This window comes from Odoribacter sp., from assembly GCF_985060555.1.
In genome coordinates, this window is sequence record NZ_CFKYFN010000036.1 from 39,549 (window position 1) to 62,366 (window position 22,818).

18 protein-coding genes and 1 riboswitch are annotated in these 22,818 nt (G+C 42.9%); of the genes, 13 read left to right on the forward strand and 5 right to left on the reverse strand.

Annotated features, from left to right (window positions below; all coding sequences use genetic code 11):
• The 4 genes from AC5RDS_RS04485 (at position 1) to cbiD (ending at position 5,661) form a co-directional block, all read left to right on the forward strand.
• Positions 1-1,173 carry a M24 family metallopeptidase gene (locus AC5RDS_RS04485; RefSeq protein WP_494222227.1) on the forward strand — a complete coding sequence of 391 codons (1,173 nt, stop codon included), beginning with the start codon at positions 1-3 and terminating at the stop codon, positions 1,171-1,173.
• A gap of 31 nt (positions 1,174-1,204) precedes the next feature.
• Complete coding sequence (cobM, locus tag AC5RDS_RS04490) at positions 1,205-3,031, forward strand: precorrin-4 C(11)-methyltransferase (RefSeq protein WP_202194470.1); 1,827 nt, start codon at positions 1,205-1,207, stop codon at positions 3,029-3,031.
• Positions 3,032-3,094: 63 nt separating this feature from the next.
• Positions 3,095-3,820 (forward strand): transposase, encoded by a 726-nt coding sequence (locus tag AC5RDS_RS04495; RefSeq protein ID WP_118112717.1) that lies wholly within the window; start codon positions 3,095-3,097, stop codon positions 3,818-3,820.
• Between the two features lie 41 nt (positions 3,821-3,861).
• Positions 3,862-5,661, forward strand: a complete 1,800-nt coding sequence (gene cbiD, locus AC5RDS_RS04500; RefSeq protein WP_494222228.1) for a cobalt-precorrin-5B (C(1))-methyltransferase CbiD — start codon at positions 3,862-3,864, stop codon at positions 5,659-5,661.
• A 7-nt stretch (positions 5,662-5,668) separates the two neighbouring features.
• Here cbiD and AC5RDS_RS04505 read toward each other — a convergent pair whose 3' ends face one another.
• The 5 genes from AC5RDS_RS04505 to AC5RDS_RS04525 all read right to left on the reverse strand — a co-directional run bounded on the left by AC5RDS_RS04505 (position 5,669) and on the right by AC5RDS_RS04525 (position 9,934).
• A complete protein-coding gene (locus AC5RDS_RS04505; RefSeq protein ID WP_013612600.1) occupies positions 5,669-6,025 on the reverse strand; it encodes a DUF2023 family protein in 357 nt (118 codons plus the stop codon).
• A gap of 10 nt (positions 6,026-6,035) precedes the next feature.
• Positions 6,036-6,539: a flavodoxin FldA gene (fldA, locus tag AC5RDS_RS04510; protein ID WP_013612599.1), complete on the reverse strand. Its 504-nt coding sequence runs from the start codon at positions 6,537-6,539 to the stop codon at positions 6,036-6,038.
• A gap of 206 nt (positions 6,540-6,745) precedes the next feature.
• Entirely contained in the window at positions 6,746-7,750 is a 1,005-nt protein-coding gene (locus AC5RDS_RS04515) for an ABC transporter ATP-binding protein (RefSeq protein WP_013612598.1), read from the reverse strand.
• On the reverse strand, positions 7,743-8,786 hold the full coding sequence (locus AC5RDS_RS04520; protein WP_013612597.1) for an iron chelate uptake ABC transporter family permease subunit: 1,044 nt from the start codon (positions 8,784-8,786) through the stop codon (positions 7,743-7,745). The genes AC5RDS_RS04515 and AC5RDS_RS04520 overlap by 8 nt, the downstream gene beginning before the upstream one ends.
• Before the next feature lie 5 nt (positions 8,787-8,791).
• Complete coding sequence (locus AC5RDS_RS04525) at positions 8,792-9,934, reverse strand: ABC transporter substrate-binding protein (RefSeq protein ID WP_118107890.1); 1,143 nt, start codon at positions 9,932-9,934, stop codon at positions 8,792-8,794.
• Between the two features lie 23 nt (positions 9,935-9,957).
• Positions 9,958-10,148, reverse strand: a riboswitch (cobalamin riboswitch).
• 147 nt (positions 10,149-10,295) lie between these two features.
• On the opposite strand from AC5RDS_RS04525, the gene AC5RDS_RS04530 reads away from it, so the two are divergent.
• From AC5RDS_RS04530 to AC5RDS_RS04570, 9 genes are all read left to right on the forward strand, one after another.
• Positions 10,296-12,563, forward strand: a complete 2,268-nt coding sequence (locus tag AC5RDS_RS04530; protein ID WP_231964156.1) for a S9 family peptidase — start codon at positions 10,296-10,298, stop codon at positions 12,561-12,563.
• The gene (locus tag AC5RDS_RS04535; RefSeq protein ID WP_022160267.1) at positions 12,529-13,134 is read left to right on the forward strand and encodes an RNA polymerase sigma-70 factor; all 606 of its coding nucleotides are present in this window, start codon (positions 12,529-12,531) and stop codon (positions 13,132-13,134) included. Before AC5RDS_RS04530 ends, AC5RDS_RS04535 begins: the two co-directional genes overlap by 35 nt.
• 50 nt (positions 13,135-13,184) lie before the next feature.
• Complete coding sequence (locus tag AC5RDS_RS04540) at positions 13,185-14,345, forward strand: FecR family protein (protein WP_013612593.1); 1,161 nt, start codon at positions 13,185-13,187, stop codon at positions 14,343-14,345.
• A 176-nt stretch (positions 14,346-14,521) separates the two neighbouring features.
• Positions 14,522-18,088, forward strand: coding sequence for a SusC/RagA family TonB-linked outer membrane protein (locus AC5RDS_RS04545; RefSeq protein WP_013612592.1), 3,567 nt, complete (start codon positions 14,522-14,524; stop codon positions 18,086-18,088).
• A gap of 10 nt (positions 18,089-18,098) precedes the next feature.
• Positions 18,099-19,475: a RagB/SusD family nutrient uptake outer membrane protein gene (locus tag AC5RDS_RS04550; protein ID WP_041557372.1), complete on the forward strand. Its 1,377-nt coding sequence runs from the start codon at positions 18,099-18,101 to the stop codon at positions 19,473-19,475.
• A gap of 15 nt (positions 19,476-19,490) precedes the next feature.
• Positions 19,491-19,691 (forward strand): hypothetical protein, encoded by a 201-nt coding sequence (locus tag AC5RDS_RS04555; RefSeq protein ID WP_013612590.1) that lies wholly within the window; start codon positions 19,491-19,493, stop codon positions 19,689-19,691.
• 22 nt (positions 19,692-19,713) lie between these two features.
• Positions 19,714-20,976: a hypothetical protein gene (locus AC5RDS_RS04560; protein ID WP_022160270.1), complete on the forward strand. Its 1,263-nt coding sequence runs from the start codon at positions 19,714-19,716 to the stop codon at positions 20,974-20,976.
• Entirely contained in the window at positions 20,973-21,926 is a 954-nt protein-coding gene (locus AC5RDS_RS04565; protein ID WP_022160271.1) for a DUF4369 domain-containing protein, read from the forward strand. The genes AC5RDS_RS04560 and AC5RDS_RS04565 overlap by 4 nt, the downstream gene beginning before the upstream one ends.
• 159 nt (positions 21,927-22,085) lie before the next feature.
• The gene (locus AC5RDS_RS04570; RefSeq protein ID WP_113028473.1) at positions 22,086-22,805 is read left to right on the forward strand and encodes a precorrin-2 C(20)-methyltransferase; all 720 of its coding nucleotides are present in this window, start codon (positions 22,086-22,088) and stop codon (positions 22,803-22,805) included.
• Positions 22,806-22,818: the final 13 nt, after the last annotated feature.

Genomic DNA, 22,818 nt, shown 5'->3' on the forward strand with positions numbered 1-22,818 from the left:
ATGGAAAGAAAGCAAATGGAGAACGAGTTGGAGTTGAAATGGCGACGGATTCAGCAGGCTATGCGGCAGGAAGAAGCTGATGGATGTTTGCTGACGATGAATATGAATTTGTACTATGTGTCAGGGCAGGTGTTTAACGGTTATTTTTATCTTCCGGCGGAGGGACGGCCTTATTGGTTTGTCAAACGACTGACTGTACCCGAAACAAATCAGGTACATGTTATCCGGAAACCGGAACAAATGCCGGAACTTTTTCGGGACCTGAATCTGGCAATGCCCCGCAAGCTACTTCTTGAGGAGGACGAGCTTTCTTATAATGAATGTATCCGTTTGCAACATGTATTCCGGGCTGAAGCAACGGGTAACGCTTCTGCCCTGATACGGCACATCCGAATGATCAAAACGCCTTGGGAAATAGAGCAAATGCGTATCTCTGCCAGGAGGCATGAGGCGGTTTATCGTGAGATTCCGGCCTGTTACCGGCCTGGGATGAGGGATATTGAATTGCAGATCGAAATTGAAAAGCGGATGCGGATGCATGGTTCCCTGGGTTATTTCCGGGCTTTTGGTTCGAATATGGATATCTTTATGGGAAGTCTGTTGGCAGGAGAAAATGCCGGAGAACCTTCCCCTTTTGACTTTGCCTTGGGGGGGAAAGGAATACATGCTTCGGGGCCTTTGGGAGCGAACGGGACTTTGTTGAGGGAAGGAACTACGGTAATGGCGGATATGTCGGGAAACTATACCGCCTACCAAACGGATATGACCCGGGTGTTTTCAATCGGGAAATTACCGGACCGGGCCTACCGGGTGCATCGTGTCGCTTTGGAAATACAGGCTCGCATGGAACGAACGGCAAAACCCGGGGTGTCCTGTGCCGAATTGTATAGGGATGCTTTGGCAATGGCCGGACAAGAAGGGCTGAAGGATTGTTTTATGGGTACTCATTTGCAGGCGAAATTCGTCGGACATGGGGTTGGATTGGAAATAAATGAATTGCCTGTATTGACCACCCGCTCGAAGGATATACTACAACCGGGAATGACTTTTGCTTTTGAACCGAAGTTCGTATTGGCAGGAATCGGAGCCGTGGGAATTGAAAATACATTTTTAGTGACAGATTCCGGTGTGGAAAAAATGACTTTATTGGATGAGAATATAATTGAATTATAATTGTAGCTAATTAAATATGATAATAAATACAATGAAAACAGCTATGATAATCGCTTCGGATGCCGGGGCACGAACTGCCGGAATTATCCGGGAAGAACTAGGTAAGGAAGTGGACCTGTTCTCTGTATCGGAACGGAGCGGGTGTGTCCGGATCGATTCGATCACTGATTTTACCTTAAGGCATTTCGGGGATTACGAAGCTTTTGTTTTTATCGGGGCGATGGGAATTTGTGTACGGGCGATCGCTCCTTGTGTGACTTCGAAATATGCAGATCCTGCCGTAGTCAATGTGGACGCTACCGGACATTTTGTTGTGTCGGTTCTGGCCGGCCATGTCGGTGGCGCAAATGCCCTGACCGAACGGTTAGCCCGTATATTAGGGGCTCAGCCTGTGGTTACGACCCAAAGTGATAATACCGGATTGTGGGCTTTGGATTTGTTAGGTAAAGAGAATGGCTGGAAAATGGAATACCGGCGTTCCTTGAATGAGCTGATTTCCATTTTCGTCAACCAGCGGCCGACGGCCCTGTTGTTGGATATACGCGATGAGGGAACCGACCGGCTCGAACATTCACGACCGGCCCATGTGGATGTCTATTATCATTTCGAGGATATTCCGGCAGGACGTTATGAGCTGATTATTGCCGTTACTCCCTGTTTGTATGAATGTGAAACACCGATTTTATATTATCATCCGGCTGTACTTCATTTGGGGGTAGGATGCCGTAAGCAGTGTAACCCGACCGGTATTTGGGCTTATATTGGTGATGAATTGAAACGGCATGGACTTTCTCCTTTAGCTGTTAAGGTAGTGACAACTATTGAGTTGAAAAAAGATGAACCTATGGTCGCCGATCTGGTTCGGAATCTGTCTGCTAAAATGCAGATTTACAGGCCTGAGGAACTGAAGGATATAGAAGTACCGAATCCCTCCGGGAAGGTATTCGAGGTGACAGGCGCCTATAGTGTTTCCGAAGCAACTGCTTTGAAAAGTGCCGGGAATACGAAATTATTGCTGGAAAAACAGAAGGGACAGGTTACTCCGGGGAATGATTTTACTTTTGCCGTTGCTCTGGATAGAGAGGCGGAACGAAGCGGTTTTATCGAGATCGTCGGGGCAGGTCCCGGTGATCCGGAACTGGTTTCTGTCCGGGGGAAAAGGTTATTGGAAAAAGCCGATTTAATTCTTTATGCAGGAAGTCTGGTGCCAATCGAGCTTACTTATTATGCAAAGCCGGGGGCGACTGTGCGTAGCTCGGCTTCCATGACCCTGGAAGAGCAATTTGCATTGATGAAAGAGTTTTATGACCGGGGATTATTTATTGTCCGGTTACATACCGGGGATCCTTGTATTTATGGGGCTATCCAGGAGCAAATGGCCTTTTTCGACCGGTACGGTATGCGTTACCGGATTACACCGGGAATCTCTTCTTTCCTGGCTGCTGCTGCTGCATTGCGTTCACAGTTTACCATACCTGAAAAGGTTCAGAGTATTATTCTCACCCGTGGAGAGGGGCGTACACCGATGCCGGAAAAGGAAAAACTCCATCTGTTGGCCCGGTCACAAAGCACGATGTGCATTTTCCTGAGTGCTTCGATTGCCGAAGAAGTACAGCGTGAATTACTGGAATGTTATCCTCCCGAGACTCCTGTGGCAGCCTGTTATCACCTGACCTGGAAAGACGAAAAGATTTTCCGGGGCGAACTCCGTAATTTGGCGGCAATAATGAAAGAGAACAATTTGACCTTGACCACCATGATTGTAGTCGGCGAAGCAATCGGTAACCGGGAAGGTTTGTCAAAACTCTACTCCAGCCATTTCACCCACCTGTTTCGTGGAACAAAGGGACGGGGATAATGTTTCATTTTGTTTTCTGGAATTTTTTTTGTAAATTTAACTTGTAGTTAAATTGGCAAAAAAATGTCCCGGCAGGCTCGTCAACAGTCCAATACAGGTGTATACCACGTCATCCAACGTGGTGTTAATCGTATGTTGATATTCCATGAAGATGCTGATCGACGGATGTTTCTCGATCTTTTGAAATCACAGGCTGGTGAATTTTTCAAAGTGTACTGTTTTTGTTTGATGGATAATCACATTCATCTTATCGTAAAAACCAGTCGCTTGAGTTTTTATATTCATCGGATTTTGACGGCGTATGCGATATGGTTTAATCATAAATATGAACGGGAGGGTTATCTTTTTCAAGATCGTTTTAAAAGTGAGGTCATTGAAGATCAGGGTTACTTGTTGCGTTGTTTTCGGTATGTGCTGCAAAATCCCTTGAAAGCAGGTTTGTGTCATGAAATTTCGGAATACCGGTGGAACAGTTATTCGGTATATTTTAATCCGGTGGATTCTTTTGTTTCCACTGAATTTTTAACTTTGTTTTTCGATAGTAAAGCAGATTTTCAGGCCTATATGTTAGAAGATGAAGACGGGGAATTCATGGAAGCGGGATATCAATTTAAAGATCATGAGGTCCGGAAATTGTTGGAAGAAATGTTGGAAGGGGAAAGTTTTGAGATTTTAACTAAAGTTGAACAGAGACAGGTGCTGAAAGTATTGAAACAGAATCCGAACATTGGATTACGGCAACTTGCCCGTATTACAGGGATCAGTTTAGGTATAATCCATCGTTTGTAAATGAAACATTACCCCCGTCCCTTTGTTTTAAAAAGGTAAAAATGATATTGGTATTTGGTGGAACTACAGAAGGTAGGGCTGCAGTAGAGACTTTGGATGAAGCCGGGCAAACTTATTATTATTCAACCCGGGGAAACGGACAGCAAGTGGAGTGTATACACGGCATTCGGTTGGCGGGAGCTATGGAAGTGAAAGAGATGATCGATTTCTGCCGGGAACATGGGATTCAATTGTTGGTAGATGCTGCTCATCCGTTTGCCGAACAACTGCACAAGAATATAGGACAAGCTGCTGAAGAATTGAATATTCCGGTTGTTCGTTACGAACGGATTTATCCTCCCCGTGATCCGGACCTGATCTGGTGTGATTCGTATGCAGAAGCTTGTGTATGGTTGAAAAATCAGGGAATACGGAATTTACTGGCGTTGTCCGGTGTGCAGACCATACCTAAATTGAAGGCTTATTGGTTGGAAAATCCTTGTTGGTTCCGGGTACTCGATCGGCCGGAGTCCCGGCAATTGGCTTTAAAATATGGATTTCCGGCAGGGAAGCTGATTTTTTGGGAAGAGGGAAAAGAGGAAAGGGGGGTGTTATTGCAATTACGCCCCGATGCTATCCTGACCAAGGAGAGCGGTCGGTCCGGTTATTTCCGTGAAAAGGTCGAAGCTGCCCGGAAATCAGGTATTCCGGTTGTCGTGATCAAACGTCCGGCATTGCCCGAGGGATTCTATGTCGTAACCGGGAACAACGGTTTGCGGCACCGCATAGAACGTCTGTTGCCCGGATTTTATCCATTGCATAGTGGTTTTACGACCGGTAGCTGTGCCTGTGCTGCTGCAAAAGCGGCTTTATCGACTCTGCTGACGGGAGAAGTGTTGAATCAGGTGACGATCACTCTACCTGACGGCGAAGAAGTCGAATTGCCTGTGAGCCGTACAGAGAAGGACGGACAGAGTATAATCTGCACGGTGGTCAAAGACGCGGGAGATGATCCTGACGTGACTAATAAACGGGAAATCTGTGCAAAAGTAATGCTTTCTAAAGAAACCGGTATTCGTTTTGCCGCAGGGAAAGGAGTAGGTATCGTAACTTTGCCCGGATTGGGTTTGGAGATAGGAGAACCGGCTATAAATCCGACTCCCCGAAAGATGATGGCCGCCGAGACAGAAAAAATTCTGGAAGCTCATCGTATACCGAAACAAGGAGTAGTCATCGAGATTTCGGTACCCGATGGAGAAGAACTGGCTCTCAAAACTTTCAATCCGAAATTAGGTATTGTCGGGGGAATTTCCATTATCGGTACTTCCGGAGTGGTCCGTCCTTTTTCGTCCGAAGCTTTCGTTGCGACCATCCGTAAAGAAATACAGGTAGCTAAAGCATTGGGATGCCGGCATATCGTCATTAATTCGGGAGCTAAAAGTGAGCGGATCCTCCGTGAACGTTTCCCTGAAATGATACCTCAGGCTTTTGTCCATTATGGTAATTATATCGAAGAGACCTTGAAAATCATAGAGGAAGAAGGTATCGGGCGGGTAACGATGGGGATTATGATCGGCAAAGCGGTGAAATTGGCCGAGGGGCATGGGGATACGCATAGCCGGAATGTAGTTATGAACCGCGATTTTATCATCGGTTTGGCGAAGGAAGCCGGTTGTGATGACGGGATTTGTGCCCGCATTTCTGAAATGACTTTAGCCCGGGAATTATGGAACATGTTACCGGCCGATCATCCGTTTTTCTCCTTCCTTTTGAAAAAATGCGAGGAAGTTTGTTATTCCTATATAAAGGGAGAAAAAAAGTGTATAATTGAACTGATGCTGATTTCTGAAGAGTCCTTATGATTGATTATCAGGCACTTTGGATTAAAGTTTTACGATGGTTATAACGTTCGCATTGCTGACACACATCATATCCCAGCATGGTACCCAGGATAAAATCTTCTTCGGGGGTTAACAGGTTTAATGGACGGTTGCAGATTAACCGGACAATATCGATACATTCTTTTTTTCCGAAAAACAAGTTCAGTCGGTGGGCATTGATGGGACAGATTTCATATTCAAGACCTGATTTTTCTAATCTTTGTATGGCAAAAGATTCATCGGTTTTGTCTATCGTACACAATGCCATGTACCGTATACCTTTTTGTAATTCGTAGATATGGTGTACGAATATTTTCATGTCTCCGGATAAAATGCAACTATCCATGATCAGGGCATTAAATTTCTTTTTTCAACGCATCGGTCCAGTTTTGTATACGGAGTTCCGTTTTATCCGCTTCGTTGTTTTCGTCGATCAATAATCCGACCAGCTGTCCGTCGATTTCGGCAGTGGAGGCATCATAGGTATAATCCGAAGGATCGACAGTTCCGATAAACGTAGCTCCTGTACCCTGTAATTTTTCATAGATGATCCCGACGGCATCACAGAAAGTAGATCCGAACGACATGGCATCCCCACAACCGAATAGGGCTATTTTTTTACCACTTAGATTTTTTCCGGCTAATTGTTCCAGAAAATCATACCAATCATCCTGCAATTCTCCCGATCCCCAGGTCGAACTTCCTAAGATGAGCAGTTCATACTCTTCAGCTACTTTAGCATCGGTATTTCCTACATTGTACACCTCACTGCTACCGACCCCCAGATGAGAAGCGATCTGCTCCGCTACTGATTCGGTTGTTCCGGTTGTTGAACCGTAAAATATTCCAATCTTTTTCATATTTCATGTTTTAATTAATAAGATCGGAACGAAAATACGCGATTCTATCGGGTTGGAAAATCCCCTCTTTTAGTGAAATTGATCAGAGAAATACCCTAAAAATAGGGAGTTGTATATAGATATTTCGACCGGATTATTTGAGACAGGACAGTATTTATTCCAACAATGCGTCGATCGAATTAGCACAAAACCCCTGTCTCTGTATGTTACAGTGTTAGTTTTTCTAATAATTCTTCTATTGTATGGACTATAATATCTTCCTGGTGAGGAAAATGCAATATGAATTGATCAGGCTGCCTGTTGGTTTCAATGTAAACAGCTGAGTCAATATCGCGATTGGCCAGGATCTCATTTCGTTGAAGGGCTTTACGTACCATGGCATAGCGATAGCCGTGTCCGGTCAGACGGATTTCGTACCGATAATTGTTGGTGATGCGGAAAAGTCCTGATTCCATGTCGAAAGTAATCCCTTTGCGGGCGAAAAAACGACTGAGGTATCCTTCCAGGGCAAGGTCTTCCGGCGTACCGGAGGTGATACCGTTCACCTTATCCATCAGCCAAATCTTATCGGCGATCTGGAGGGCTAGTTCCAGATCATGAGTCGAAAGAAAAATCGTTTTATCGGTTTCGCGGGTCAGGTGATGAAGCAGTTGCATGATTTCGACTTTGCTTGGGAAATCGAGGAAAGCGGTCGGCTCATCCAGATAAATGACCGGTGTCTCCTGAGCCAAAGCTTTGGCGATCATTGCTTTCTGACGTTCACCGTCACTTAGGGTATGAAGCATTCGGGAAGCCAGAGGATGAATATTGACCAGCCCGATCGCTTTATCCACGATCTCATCGTCAGCCCGGCTTAATTTACCCCAAAAACCTGTATAAGGACTACGGCCCATACCGATTAATTCCCGGACCGTCATATTGCGGATATCACATTTTTCGGTCAAAACGACACTGATCACCGTGGATAAGGCTTTGTCCGTATATTTTTCCAATTTTTTTCCAGCCAGGTAAATATCTCCGCTTAATTTGGGCTGGAAGGCCGAAAGGGTGCGCAGTAGGGTGGATTTTCCAATACCGTTCGTTCCTAAAAGACAGGTCAGTTCACCGGCATAAATATCACTGCAAATATTTTCGGCTACAATTTTAGGGCGTACTTTCCCTTTATAGCCGATCGTCAGGTTACGGAGTTGTATGGTGGCGGTCTTATTCATTCAGTTCGTTTTTACGTTTACGGAATAATACCGAAGCAACAACCGGAGCTCCGATGAGTGCCGTGACCGAATTAACCGGCAGGGCTCCTTCGAAACCCGGCATGCGTGCGATCAGATTACAGGCCAAAGCCAGGGAGGCGCCCATAACCAGACAGGCCGGCATCAAAAGCCGGTGATCCGAAGTTTGGAAAACAGCCCGGCACAGGTGAGGGACTGCCAAGCCTAAAAAGATGATCGGACCGCAATAGGCCGTAACAATAGCCGTCAATACGCCCGAACAGGTGATCACCAGAACTCTGGCCCGTTTGATATTCAATCCCAGATTCCGGGCATAACCATCTCCCAGCATCAATAAGTTTAATGTTTTCACCAACAAAAAAGACAAGGGGATCAAGATGGCCATGATCGTAACAAAAAGCATCATTTGATTACCGGATACCCGTGAGAAACTTCCCAGCCCCCAGATAACATAGGTTTTAATATCTTCTTCTACACTAAAAAATTTTAAAATACCGATGATGGCATTCGCCAGGTAACCGATCATCACTCCGATAATAAGCAGGGTAACGTTTCCTTTTACTTTATGTGAAGCGAAAACAATCAGTGCCATAACGGATAACGAACCGGCGACGGCAGCGATCGAAAGCGCCACTTCTCCGAAAAGACCGAGGTGGCTGAGGGCTACTCCGCCTATGCTACCTGAAAAAAGTACGACGAAAGCAACTCCCATACTGGCTCCTGAGCTGATTCCTAATACAGAAGGTCCTGCCAGGGGATTGCGAAATACCGTTTGCATCTGCAAACCACTGATCGACAGACCTGCTCCGGCGACCAAGGCGGTCAATGCCTGCGGAAAACGCGATTTCCAAATGATATTCTGCCAGGTTTGAGGCTCATCTCCTGTACCGGTGAAGATGTGCCATACCGCACTCATCGGTATACGAACCGAACCCAATACCATGTTGAGGAATAAGAATACAACAATACTCAATATGATAAGCAGGATAAAAGTTGTATTTCGTCCGGTTGAAGCCATAGTGATTAGTCGTTTAACTGATGATAGTATACCGGTACGTAATCCGGTAATAATTCCGGGTGAAACACTTTAATGAAATCGGCAAGTAATAATTCCGGTTCCATGGGCATATTTTCGTAATAGGGTTTTTCACGCATATTACAATAAATCACTCCTTTTTGTTTGAAAGCCTTAAAGTCACCGTAACGTTCGTCCTGGGCTAAAAGTGTTTCGTAGGTATATTGTCCCGGGTAGCTATTCAGGATGCGCCAGTAATCTGCCTGGTCGGCTTGATTGTATACCGTTTCGAAATCGAGATATACGCCGCCTGAACGGGGATCGTCTTTCAGGAAATAATCGGCTCCGGCATCTTCGAATACTTGTGCCAGAAAGCTTTGTCCTCCTACGGCATACCATGTTCCTCCGTGTATTTCACCGCTGAGCACGACCGGCCGGTGTTCGACCCGGGCTGTCAATCTTTTCAGATCATTGTATTTTTGTTCTATCTCATTGAATATTTTATTCGCCTTTTCTTCCTCTCCGATTAAAAGACCGACAAATTTAATCCACTCGGCTTGTCCCAATGGAGTCGTTTCTTTATAACCCAAATGAGGGACTAGTGGAATATCTACTTCTTTCATAGCGTCGTAGCCCCCTTGTTTGAAGGGAGAGATGAGGATCAGGTCGGGAGCGAGGTTCATAATGATTTCCGCATCGAAATTACCCTCGATACCGATTTTCTGAGTTTTCCCTTCGGCTAACTGTTGTTTGATCGTTGCATTATTCAAAAAGCGGGTACTGCTGATTCCCACGACTTGGGAAGTTGCTCCGAGCTTGATAAAATTAGAGAGTTGTAAAGAAGTCATACAGATGACGCCCCGGATCGGCAGATCGAGTACAGGTATATGCGGGGGAAGCTCAGGATGTGTGCCTCGCTGTCTTAGGGCGAAGGTATATTCCGAACCGGTTTCGCTTTGAGGATCTTTGATATGAAGGAGTCGGTAATTTTCGTGTTGTTCCAGCCAGAAGCCTTGTGCATAACGAATATTCGAACGATCTGTTTGTGTAGCGACAGGGTTTTGTTTTTTGCGGTTACCTGAACGACAGGAACCTAAGGCCAGACAAAAACCGATGGTAAATACCAGTGATAAAAAATAAATCTTTTTCATGCTCTTTTCCTCCGAAAGAAATTTGTTTATTAGCTATGATCGGCAGGTTTTCTGGCTTGTCATCTTTTCTCCTTCCCAAAACGCCCGGGTTTCAGTGGATCATTGAAAAGACCTGCAAAATGACAGTAATGACTTTACAGCTGCGGGGACAGCTTCGGGTTTTCACCGAATTCCCAAATTCCCATGCGGGGATACCGATGCTGCTACAAAGATAGTATTTTAGGCACTTTATCCTGTTAATTTTGTCCAAATTATAAAAAGAATAAATAAAGATTACTACTTTTGGTCACCATGTACTTTTATTTATTGGCCTTTATGAAAGTATGTGTATATGATAATAAGTAGAACGCAAAATGTAAACATGATGAAAAAGATCCTTTTTTTCGCTTTTTTCTGTTGTGCTTTTTTTTCTTATGCACAGAAAGCAGATTTAAAAAATTGTTACAAGTATTCGGAAGAAAATCTGAAGAAGTATTATCACTCTTTGAGTGTATTTCCTTCCTGGATATCCGGGACAGATATGTTTTGGTATAATTATATTACGCCCGGAGGTGCTAAATACTATCTGGTCGATCCGGTCCGTAAAAAAAAACTGGAAATGTTTGACATGGAAGATATGATCGGTAAATTAACCCAAGCTACGGGGATATCATTTAATATCAAAGATTTCCGATTGGGAGGGCTGAAATTTGATGAGGGGGATCCGTATTGTTTTTCTTTTTCCAAGGGAGGACTGGATTTTCATTACAATATCAGAACCCGGGAGCTGAAAAAACTGGACCCTGAACAAGCCTGCCGTTTTTATCCTCCGGCATCCCCTTATTGGTTAAAGTTTTCCCCTGACAGTAGTTACAGTATATATGCTTACCGGCACAATCTGTATCTGCTGAACAGGCAGGATACGGTTCCGGTACAGTTGACCACAGATGGAGAGAAGTATTATTCCTATAGTAATCAGAAGGACAGCGATTCGGATAAAAATACAACTCCCAATATTGTGTGGGCTGGAAATTCTAAGGTGTTTTACTGCTTACGTCAGGACAGGCGTAAGGTTGAAAATTGCTGGGTAGTTGATAATCTGGCCGAACCACGTCCTAAATTGCGTACTTATAAATTCCCTATGCCGGGTGAAAAATATGTTTTTACCTACGATCTGCATTTGTTTTATCCGGAAACCTGCCAACATATTGTTGTGAATATTGATAAATACCCCGATCAGGAGGTTCGGATTGTTGCATCTGATTTGGAAAATTGTCCGGAGGATCTTTATTTTACCCGTAAAAGCAGGACTTGTGATAAAATGGATTTATGCCGGGTGGATACCCGTACGGGAGACGTTTTTGAAGTGATCAGCGAAACTTCCATGCCTTATTTTACCGAACAATTGTTTGATTGCCGGATTCTGAACGGTGGGGAAGATATTATCTGGTGGTCGGAACGTACCGGTTGGGGGCAATATTATCTGTATGATAAATATGGAAAATTGAAAAATACCATTACTTCCGGTACTTTTACCGCCTGCAGGATTTCCCATTTGGATAAACTGAAACGTCGTTTTATTTTTGAAGGGTATGGACGTGAAAAAGGGATGGACCCCGCCTATCGTTTTTTCTATCGGGTAAATTTCGATGGTTCCGGCCTGACTTTGCTGACTCCGGGGAATGGATATCATTCTATCGAATTGTCCAAACAGGGAAATTATTTGCTGGATGTTTATTCCAGAGTGGATATGGCGCCGGTATCGGTTGTCCGCGATATGAAAGGGAAGGAGATTTTACCGCTTGAAAAAGCGGATCTGAGTTTATTGTATAGCACCGGTTGGCGGGAACCGCAAAAAATAGCGGTAAAATCAGCTGACGGAATAACTGATTTGTATGGCGTGATGTATACCCCCTTTGACATGGATTCTACCCGCAAATATCCCTTGGTTGTTTATGTTTATCCTGGGCCTCAGGAGGATCAGGTACCCCAGGCTTTTTCTATGGATGATAATGGAAATCAGGCTCTGGCACAATTGGGGCTTATTGTGATCCATATCGGATACCGGGGAGGTTCTATGTTCCGGGGGAAAAATTTCTATAATTTCGGTTATGGTAATTTGCGGGATTATCCTTTGGCCGATTGCAAATTTGCCATTGAGCAACTGGCCGACCGTTATGCTTATATTGACCGGGATCGGGTGGGAATATACGGACATTCGGGAGGTGGGATGATGGCAGCAGCAGCAATCCTGACTTATCCCGACTTTTTCAAGGTGGCTGTGGCTGCTTCCGGTAACTATGACAATAATATTTATACCAAATGGTGGGGAGAGATGTATCATGGAGTAAAAATGAAGGTCAAAAAAGATGCAGATGGTATAAAAAAATATATTTTTGAATCGAAGATTCCTACAATAATGGAATTGGCAGCGAATTTAAAGGGAAAATTATTGCTGGTGACAGGGGATATGGATATTAATGTACATCCTGCGAATACCTTCCGTCTGGCAAATGCTTTGATCAAGGCGGATAAATTGTTTGATATGATGGTTATTCCGGGAGCTGACCACAGTATAGATTCCCCGTATTATTTTAATTTATTACGGCATTATTTTGCAGAACATCTTTTGGGAGGTGCCATTGAATAAAGATAAACAGATAAGGTTTGGTACCGGAGAAATTCTGTCTTTTGAAAAGTTTTTCAAGGAGAATTTCTCCAAGTTTTATGCTTTTACTGTTCGTTTTGTTGAAGACAGCTATATTTGTGAAGATCTGGTTCAGGAAACATTTATTTCTGTATGGGAGTCGGGTAGTAATCAGTACGATTCTCCGATAATGCTGCATGCTTTTATCTATAAAACTATCCGTAACAAAGCGCTCAATTACTTAAAACACCATAAAATCAGAGAACAATATTCACAGAAATATTTGAAAGAGCTGGAATCAGAAGAGTATATGTTCAGCTCCGTATTGGATGAAGAAGCACATTATGTCCTTTATGAGGCCATCCGGTGTTTGACTCCGCAATGTCAGACTGTCATAAAATTACATCTTGGAGGGAAAAAAAATAAAGAAATAGCTGAAGAAATGGGGATTAGTGTTATTACGGTGAAATCTCATAAAATGATGGCTTACAAGGAATTGAGAAAAATATTAGCACATTCTGTTTCTTTTATTTTGCTTGTTTGTGTAAATAGTGTGAAAAAAAATCAATTTTAGCTCATACCTTTTTTTTTCTGAATTGTTTTTATGGTATAAAACAGGAATAAATGGAAACTATTCAGAAATACATTGAGCTGGCCCGTCTGATTTGCAAGCGCCGGCTTTGGGGGTTAAACGGGAGAGAAGCAGAGCAGTTAGAAGCATGGCTGAAGGAGAATCCACGTGATAAATCAGCATTTAAAAATCTACAGCATATTGACCCGGAGGGGTTAGCTGACCGTTATGAAAAGATAGACATAGACCGTCAATGGAAAAATTTTCAGAAACGGACGGCCTGGCGTACTTATATCTGGTGGAGAGTCGGTGTTGTTGCTGCCGGAATATGTTTATTGTTGGGAACGGGTTGGTTGTTTTACCGGCAAGCCCGTCTTTTTCCTCAGCCGGAAATTGCAGCAACGGTTCCGGAAGCTGTACGGTTGGTGCTCTCTTCAGGGAGAATCCTGGACCTTTCGGACTGTGAAAATGTAGATGTACGCGAAATCGAAGGAAAAGTCATTCTGCATAACGGGCAGTTGGAATATTGTAGTGATTCTGTAAAGCGGAATTCTGAAGAGACCAATACTTTGATTATTCCCAAAGGAGCTTTTTATCATCTGATATTTTCAGATGGTACAAAAGTGTGGTTGAATTCAGATTCAAAAATCACTTATCCGCTTGTTTTCTCAGGTAATGCCCGGAAAGTAATTCTTACCGGAGAGGCTTATTTTGAAGTTACCAAGAATTCTGGTCAGCCTTTTATTGTACAAACAGAAAATTTTAATGTAAAAGTATTGGGTACTTCTTTTTGTATCAATACTTTCGGTGATAATGGCAAAGTTTATACGGCTTTGGAAAGTGGCGTTGTGGAGATGGACTGTGGCAGGGAGAATACTTTGATTCTGGCTCCCGGACAGGTTGCCGAACTGGATGTACGCCGCCCGGGAGCATGTGTCAGGATGTCGGAGGTATCGGTAGAACAACTGGTCGCCTGGAAAAAAGGTTTGTTCTGTTTCAGACAAACTTCTTTGCCGGATATTTTGAAACAGGTGGCGAGGTATTATGATGTGCATTTTATGAATCTGGAAGATGCTGAAGGAGAAGCTTATACCGGTGATATCTCCCGGAACGTATCTTTGGAAGTATTGCTCGGGGCTATTAGCGCACAGACAACGGATATTCAATTTAAAATAGTGAACAGGACTGTGTATATCACAAAGAAAAGAGATTAGGGTGAATTTGGCCTTTCTCCTAATCTCTTTAACACAAAATGTTTTATACAAACATGTCCCACAAATATAGTGAAAGGTGAGAGCAAAAACAACAAACTTGTTTGATTGATTTTGCCGAACCGCATCCTATAATACAAATATAATGAAAAGAAGTGTATAATTTTATTTTTCTCAAAATGGGTAAAAAAAATAGAGTTGCGGTTATCTGCGGATGGCTGATGTTTGTGGTTTTGTCCCCGGGATATGCTTTGGGACAGCAACAGGATCTGATTTCCCTGAAAGTATCGGATGTCCCTTTTGTCAAGGTTTTGGAAGAGATCAGAAAACAGTCGGGATACAATTTTATGTATAACGAAAAGTTTACCAGAAATGTGGGTAGAATTACTTTGGAAGTAAAAAATTTACCTCTGGAAACAGTGATGGAAAAGGTGTTGAAGGGAACAGGATTGAATTTCAGGATTCAGGATAATATCATTATCCTTCAGGAAAATAGGGTAGAACAACCTCGTTTCCGGACACTCCGGGGGACGGTGAGAGATGAAAATGGAGAACCTATACCGGGGGTTACTGTGTTGATCAAAGGGACTTTGATAGGGGTTTCTACGGCGATAGACGGAAGTTTTACGCTGGATTTACCCGGAGAAACTGAAGTCCTGCAAATTTCCTTTATCGGAATGGAGACTCAGGAGATTAAGATTTCTCCGCAGATGAATGAGTTGAATGTTGTGATGCGTCCGCATATCAGCGAGTTGGAGGAAGTGATTGTCAGTACCGGATATACACAGACGGCCAAGTGGAGGGCAACCGGATCGGTAGCTGTTGTGGATAAAAAAGTGTTTGAGAATAAAGCTTTGCCGACGATGGATAAGCTGTTGCAGGGACAGATTGCCGGAGTCAGTGTACAAGCCCGCTCCGGACGTCCGGGAGAATCTGCCAAAATACGGATCAGGGGAACTAATACCATCACGGGGAATGCAGAGCCTTTATGGGTCGTGGATGGGGTTCCCTTGCAAAAAAATATTCCTCTTATTTCTACAGGACAGATCAAGGCCGGAGATTTCAGCGATATTTTTACCAATGGAGTTGCCGGTATCAATCCCAATGATATAGAGAATGTAACGATTCTGAAGGATGCGGCAGCAGCGGCTATTTATGGTTCCAGGGCTGCCGGAGGAGTGATTGTTGTTACGACCAAGACCGGAAAATCGGGAAAGATGGCAGTGAATTATTCTATGAATGTTTCGATGGTGATGAAACCCGGACGCGACCCGGAGCTTATGAATTCCCGGGAGAAATTGGAATGGGAACAGGAGTTGTGGGATGAATTTGCGGCAGAGGGATATGCCGGGGGAGATCGTTATCCTGTAGTGGGGATTGTCGGTATGATCCGTTCGGGAAAAGAAGAGTTCAGGGATATGAGTGTCACTGAACAAGAGGCATATATTCAAGAGCTGGCTTCTGTGAATACCGACTGGATTGATTTGTTATTCCGGACAGCGGTGTCTACCAATCATTATTTATCATTTTCAGGAGGAAGTGAGAAAAATACATATTATGTATCTTTCGGTTATTCAAAAGATAACGGTGCCGTAAAAAAAACAGATTACGACCGCTATAACTTAAGTGGTAAAATAGATGCTAATCCGAACAAACATTTGCATTTCCAACTGGGATTCGATATGGCTATGCAAAATTCTACAGGACCATCAACAGATCCATTCAGTTATGCTTATTTTGCAAATCCGTACGAACGTCCTTTTAATGAAGATGGCTCATATCGTGCAGATTACACTTATTACAAATTACCCAAAGTGAACGGGAGTTATGATCCCACTATCCCTCCCAATGGTTTTAATATGTTGAGGGAGATGAATGAAACTGAAAGTAAAACTGATAATTTTTCAATAACGTCCCGTTTTAACCTCGATTATTCTTTTTTTAAGCAGCTCAAATTTTCGGGTTTGGCTTCTTATTCTTTTACGAACAATAAAAGCGATAATTATAAAGGGAAAGATACTTACGCTGCGTTTGTTGACCGTTTGTATTTCGATACCCAGGGGAATAGTTCGCGGACGTATTCTTCGATATCGCAATCCAATACCAACAATTCAAGTTACAGTCTGCGCGGTCAATTGAGTTATTCCGATGTCTACAGGGAAATACACCGTTTTTCTGTTTTGGCAGGTGCTGAGATTCGTGGCGAGAAAGCCGAAGGTATTTTTGAAAAACGTTACGGATATGACCCTGTGACCGGTAATTCAGCTATGCCGGTTCCTAAAGATCCTGGTAATGGAGAAGGTTTTAAATATTCGGATCTGGTGTCTTATGCCAATGCAATGGATCAATTGTCAGGACAGGAAATAGAAGAAAATCGTTTTGCTTCTTTTTATGGAGCGTTGGATTATTCTTTGTTTGACCGGTATGTTTTGAATGTATCGTTCCGAACAGACGGATCTAATAATTTCGGTAGTGATGAACAGTTTAATCCGACCTGGTCGGCAGGTGCTGTCTGGCATGTGAGTGAAGAAACATTTATGGAAGTTGTTCGTCCGGTATTAAGCCGGCTGTCATTGCGGGTTGCTACCGGTTATACCGGAAATATCAATAAGACGGTGAAACCCAACCTGATGATGAAGTATTATAAAAATTTCCGGATATCCGACGATGAGAATTACCGCATGGGGTATATTAACAATGCACCGAATCCGAAATTGAGATGGGAAAAGACCAGGGATGTGAAAGTGGCTTTGGATTTCGGATTGTGGAAAGACCGGATTAACGGTATTGTTGAAGCTTACTGGCGGAAAAGTAAAGATTGTGTGACCAGTGAATATGTTCCGGTAACTACCGGATTTTTTAACCAGTCGTATAATACCTCTGTATTGCAGAATAATGGAGTTGAATTTTCATTATCGGTAGCAGTTCTTAAAAGTAAGGATTATAATTTGTCGGTATCGGCCAATGTTGCCTGGAATCAAAACAAACTGAAAAAATATAATTCACCTAATACTTCGCTGGCTTTGGATAAATATGTAGGTTATCCTATGGGAGCCGTCTTTTCCGGGAAATATGAAGGAATAGACCCTGAAACCGGGATGTATAAATTTAAGCTTCGTCCGGATGCTGTGACGAATAAAGACGGATATTTACGTGAGCCTAATAATTACTATTATTATCTGGGGACTTCGGTAGCTCCTTTTACCGGTGGATTTAATTTGAACTTTTCTTATAAAAATATCGGGCTGAGTGTAGGCGGAAGTTATTCAGTAAAGGCAAAGATGGTGGATAATATAGAATCTCCGGCTGGATATGAATTGCTCAGTGGAAGTAAGTTGGAATCTATCCCGACTCCCCATAATGACTTGTACAGAAATCATCTGAATGTAAAACGTGAGGTTCGTAACCGATGGACTCCGGAAAATAGGACGGGAGTGAAATATCCCCGTTTAATAGATGCTTATGGAAAAAAATTGGGATTAGACCTGACTAATCCCACCTTAACTACGATTACAAGGGGAGCTTTACTGGAAGATATTTCCTATCTGCGGATCAATACCATTGCCTTGTCTTATAGTTTGCCGCAAAGAGTATTAGAACGGATAAATTTCTCTTCTGCCGCACTGAACCTGACATTGAATAATTTTTTCACCATAACGAAATATTCCGGAATAGACCCGGAGGTCCCGGGAGCTACTTATCCGGTTTCCCGGTCTGTGACTATTGGTTTGAATGTTGGATTTTAATGATATGTGTATGAAAAATCTGAAAATGAGAATAATGCTGATGCTATTGGGGGTATGTTTCTCCTGTAATAGTTATCTGGACCTTAAACCGTACGGAGAGACAATCCCGAAGACTCCGGAGGAATTTTCGGCCTTGTTGCATAGCATCTTGAATGACATAGACTACGGTACAGACCGGATTATCATTGGGAATAGCCGTTCTGTACTGGATTATGAGAGTTATGCCGATAATCTGGATGCCAGCTTGACTATTTATCCTGAAGGTGGCCAGTTGGATTTGTATGTAGCTCCTCGTTTGAACGGTTACCAGAATGTATATCGGGAACTCTATGAGAAAATACGGAATTGTAATCTGATTATCGAAAATATGAAAGATCAGGATACGGAACTCGGTAAGGATATTCTGGCAACTTCTTATGCATTGAGAGGGGTATGTTATTATAATCTTTTACGATGGTTTTGTGAACCTTATGATAAAGCAATGGCAAAGACCCAGTTGGGTATTCCTCTGGTCAGTAATTTTGACATGGAAGCACTGACGGACCGTTCCTCTATGGAAAAGACGGTGGAATTTATCCGGGATGACTTGAAGAGGGCCATTGGTTTCAATATGAAAAAGGATATCTACCGGTTTAAGACAGAAGTGGCTAAAGCCTATCTGGCAAAACTATATTTCTGGGCACAGGATTGGGAAAATGTGATTCCTTTGGCTGAAGAGTTATTAAAGGATTTTCCACTGCTTCAGGGTGACGATTATGTGAAGATGATACAAGATAAAGCGACTACCCAATCGAATGTTTTCATTCGTTCTTATGTTTTTCAGGGAGCGGATAATAGTGAGACTCAGGTAAGTTCTGCAATCCCTTATCGTCCTGTAAATAAGTCTTTTATCGATTTGTTTACCGAGAAAGAAGCTGATATTCGCTATGCCCTTTCATTTAATAAAAAGCGGGAAGAGACAAAAGTATTACGCGGACGGGTAAGGTGTGCCGAAATGGTGTTGATGCTGGCGGAATCTTATGCTCAGCTTTCGGATACAGAAAATGCCCTGAAATATTTGAATCTGTTACGATCTCACCGCATCACTCCCTATATCCCGTATACGCTGGAAAATCTGCCGGAAGTGAATCCGGACGCTTTGATCCGGGTTGATGCGACCGGAAAACCTCTTACCAGACTGATGGCTGCTATTATGAATGAAAGACAGAAAGAGTTGTTTATGGAAGGTGATCGTTGGTTTGAGTTAAAGCGGAATGGACGTCCTGAATTTTGGGTTGCAAAAGACGGACAAAAATATGTGTGTCAGAAGTTTATGTATACAGCTCCCATACATCGGAATGACCTGGAGTTGGTTCCGGGTATGCAACAGAATCCGGGTTATGAATAATTAATACAGAAAAATATGAAAGCGAAGATTTGTTTTTGGATACTGTTTATCGTATTGTTTTGTTGTGGATGTGCTGAAGAGAATGAAGTACCTCCCTATCGGAAAACGTCGACAAAGGCTTATGTCATGCCCAAACCTGTTCCCTTGACTCCCGAAGAGAGGGCATTGATTGATTCAAAACGGGAAGAATATAAGAATGCAATTAAAGGTCAATAATTTTTACTAAAAATCTGAACTTATGAAAAGAATCGTTTTTTTATTATCATGGTTTGTGTTACTGGGAACCCTGATGTCTTGTAGTGATGACAATGACGATGTGAATCCGCCTGCTTTGTCGTTTGCCCAATCTGTTTATACATTAAGTGCAGACGCATCTTTAGTCGTTGAATTGCAGGCATCGGCTGCTGCTACACAGAATACATCCGTAAGTTTTACTATCTCAGGGACTGCACGGGAAGGAATCGATTACACGATTTCGGCTAAGGAGTTTAATCTGAAGGCAGGGGAAACAAAAGCTCAGATCGTGATTACTCCGAAAGACAATTATACGCCGGATATGCAGATCCAGCTGGAATTAAATGCTGTAGGGGGATTTGAATTGGGGAAAGTGAAAATTACGACTATTACGGTAGAAACAAAAGATAAGATTGTCTATTCTTTTGTAACGGATTACCATGTGCTGGCCGGAGAAGTAACTATTGAGGCCGAATTGAAAACTCCGGATGGTTTGGCGTACATTGCTACCGAAGATATTCATCTTCCTTTTACAATAAGTCCGGCTTCGACGGCGGTGAAAGGAGAAAATTTTGATGTTGAAGGTAATGTGACGGAATTTGTTATTCCGGCCGGCAAGAAGAATGCTTCTGTTAAACTGAATTTTTTGAAACAGGAAAACGGAAAGGATGAATTGGTCTTGGAACTGGACAATCCGGGAGAGAAATTTATGCTGGGAAATTATGGAAAGACAACCATAAAAGTGTATGGTCCGACAACCGTAGGTAAGTTATTCGGTAAATGGGCTTTTAAGAGCTGTGATAGTTTTGAAGGACTTAAAGAAGATTATGAAGGTCTTGTATCAGCCAGTGATTTTACCCATATGCCGACGAATAATCTGCTGACAGATACCCTGGAGTTTATTGCCGGGGATGAAAATAAATTGAAACTTCATGTTACCGGTGATATGAAAAATTATTTCAGGGATTGTGAATTGGTCTATGTGTGTGATACAACTGTACGTACAGGTTTGTCAACCCGTGTCGTGTATTCTTTGATCGAGATGAGCAAAGTCAATGTCAGTTTTTCTGCCAGTACAGTCAACGAAAGGAAAGCTCAGGTCGGTTTCAGGATATTGGAAGATGAAAAAACATTGGAAGTAACCGTATTCGATTATGCACCGGTTGACTTTTTTATGGAAATATATGATTTTTTCAAGGACGACCCCCAAGCCCTGATGTGGGATGCAAAAATTCAGTATATTTTCAGTTTGGTTGAGGAAGAATGAGATATATAGTCATTATTTTATGGATTGCATGTCTTGGGGCATGCAATCCGGATGTAAAGCAAAAGGTTACGGTAAACGGTAAGCTGACAAATTACAAGGGAAATAAAATATATTTTGAGATTTCCGGCCGGGATTCTTTAGTTAAAGCGGAGCTTGATTCGGCCGGCAGATTTTCTGCATGTTTGGAGTTGGATGAAGGGACTTATGTGCGCCTGATGAATGGGAAAGCCGCTTTTCCTTTGTATCTGGCACCCGGCATGAAACTCAGGGTTGAAATGGATGCAGCCAAAATAAAAAATGGCGAATATGGGTCGGTTGTATTTCCTGAAGGCATCAATAAAGAGACTCGCATGATGATACATTATTACGAGAATCAATGGTTCCCCTCTACGGAAGAGTTATTTATCTATACTCCGGCTGAATTTAAAGAGTTGCTGGATACGATTGTCGGCTATAATGATGGATTGATTGAAGATTTTTTGAAAGCTGATTCATCCGGTTATGACCGGGATTTTGCAGATTTGTTCAAACTGCAGGTGAAAGTACCTTTGGCTGTATCCTATTTCTATTATCCGGTGTATCATGCTTTGCTGAATCCCCAGGATCAGAGTGAAATTCCCGAAGACTTTAATATCTTCGATGAGATATTACCCAAGAATGACTCTATGATTTATAATAAGGTCTATCGTTACAAAACGTACGAAATTTCCTATTGGAATGAGAAAATCGCTCAGGAATTGAAAGACTTTTCCGGGGAACCGGCTCAGTATTTCAATGTATGGTTCGATAAACTTTCGGCTTTACATCTTTGTCCCCAGATTGCGGGTGATGTGGCTCATTCCTTTATTATGCGGCATGCCAAAGAAATGACTCCTGAAGTCAAAGAGATCGTCAGAAGTCGCAGTAAGGGGGTACTTATTTCCTCCAGCCAGCAAATAGAAGATTTTTGACTAGTAGAAGAGAAATCCGATAATCCGTATTTTTCAGAATATTTGTTTCTGAAAAAACGTGTCCGGAGTGGGTAAAATGATGAGAGATTTGAGTTTTATTTTGACTGTTTTGTTTTTTTTTATGACTTTTGCCGGAGGATAAAGCAGAGATATGATAGTATGGAAAATACAGGTAAGATTTTTGGAATATCGCTGGGACCGGGAGATCCGGAATTGATTACTTTAAAAGCGTTGAAGGCTTTGAATGCCGTGGATGTTATTTTTTGTCCGGGGACGAAATCCGGCGAAGGGCGGATGAAATCCCGGGCTTTGGATATTCTTCGGCAATTGGAGGTCGATGAAACTAAAATTCGTCTATTTCAGGTGCCGATGTCCCGGGATCGGCAGGAAGCTTTGTGTGCTTATGACCGGGTTTGCGGAGAGGTATTGGAATTGGTCAGATCAGGAAAATCAGTAGGGATTACAGCTGAAGGGGACGCTTGTTTTTATTCTTCTGCTCATTATATGTACGGGCAGCTTGCGCAGGCCGGTTTTCCGGTTGCGATGATCGCCGGTGTACCTGCTTTTATTGCTGCCGGGGCATCTGTCGGATTGCATTTGGTAAAACAGCAGGAACGACTGTTGGTGATTCCCGGGGATGTGATTGTCGAAGAACTGCTGGAAACTATAGTTGGCAAGCGTACACTCGTTATCATGAAAGTTCCTTTGGGCGAGGCGGTATTGCGTCCTTTTATAGCCCGGCATCCTGAATTACACTATTATTATTTCGAACAAGTGGGAACAGGACAGGAATATTACTCTTCTGTGCGGGAAGAAATATTGGGGCATTCGTTTACCTATTTTTCTATTTTAGTGATAAAACCGGCTTTCTCCCGTTGAGAAGCAGGGGACG

Bases quoted from the DNA above. Each gene is read 5' to 3' on its own strand.
- AC5RDS_RS04485 (WP_494222227.1), top strand. From the start codon at position 1: ATGGAAAGAAAGCAAATGGAGAACGAGTTGGAGTTGAAATGGCGACGG.
- cobM (WP_202194470.1), top strand. From the start codon at position 1,205: ATGAAAACAGCTATGATAATCGCTTCGGATGCCGGGGCACGAACTGCC.
- AC5RDS_RS04495 (WP_118112717.1), top strand. From the start codon at position 3,095: ATGTCCCGGCAGGCTCGTCAACAGTCCAATACAGGTGTATACCACGTC.
- cbiD (WP_494222228.1), top strand. From the start codon at position 3,862: ATGATATTGGTATTTGGTGGAACTACAGAAGGTAGGGCTGCAGTAGAG.
- AC5RDS_RS04505 (WP_013612600.1), bottom strand. From the start codon at position 6,025: ATGGATAGTTGCATTTTATCCGGAGACATGAAAATATTCGTACACCAT.
- fldA (WP_013612599.1), bottom strand. From the start codon at position 6,539: ATGAAAAAGATTGGAATATTTTACGGTTCAACAACCGGAACAACCGAA.
- AC5RDS_RS04515 (WP_013612598.1), bottom strand. From the start codon at position 7,750: ATGAATAAGACCGCCACCATACAACTCCGTAACCTGACGATCGGCTAT.
- AC5RDS_RS04520 (WP_013612597.1), bottom strand. From the start codon at position 8,786: ATGGCTTCAACCGGACGAAATACAACTTTTATCCTGCTTATCATATTG.
- AC5RDS_RS04525 (WP_118107890.1), bottom strand. From the start codon at position 9,934: ATGAAAAAGATTTATTTTTTATCACTGGTATTTACCATCGGTTTTTGT.
- AC5RDS_RS04530 (WP_231964156.1), top strand. From the start codon at position 10,296: ATGATGAAAAAGATCCTTTTTTTCGCTTTTTTCTGTTGTGCTTTTTTT.
- AC5RDS_RS04540 (WP_013612593.1), top strand. From the start codon at position 13,185: ATGGAAACTATTCAGAAATACATTGAGCTGGCCCGTCTGATTTGCAAG.
- AC5RDS_RS04545 (WP_013612592.1), top strand. From the start codon at position 14,522: ATGGGTAAAAAAAATAGAGTTGCGGTTATCTGCGGATGGCTGATGTTT.
- AC5RDS_RS04550 (WP_041557372.1), top strand. From the start codon at position 18,099: ATGAAAAATCTGAAAATGAGAATAATGCTGATGCTATTGGGGGTATGT.
- AC5RDS_RS04555 (WP_013612590.1), top strand. From the start codon at position 19,491: ATGAAAGCGAAGATTTGTTTTTGGATACTGTTTATCGTATTGTTTTGT.
- AC5RDS_RS04560 (WP_022160270.1), top strand. From the start codon at position 19,714: ATGAAAAGAATCGTTTTTTTATTATCATGGTTTGTGTTACTGGGAACC.
- AC5RDS_RS04565 (WP_022160271.1), top strand. From the start codon at position 20,973: ATGAGATATATAGTCATTATTTTATGGATTGCATGTCTTGGGGCATGC.
- AC5RDS_RS04570 (WP_113028473.1), top strand. From the start codon at position 22,086: ATGGAAAATACAGGTAAGATTTTTGGAATATCGCTGGGACCGGGAGAT.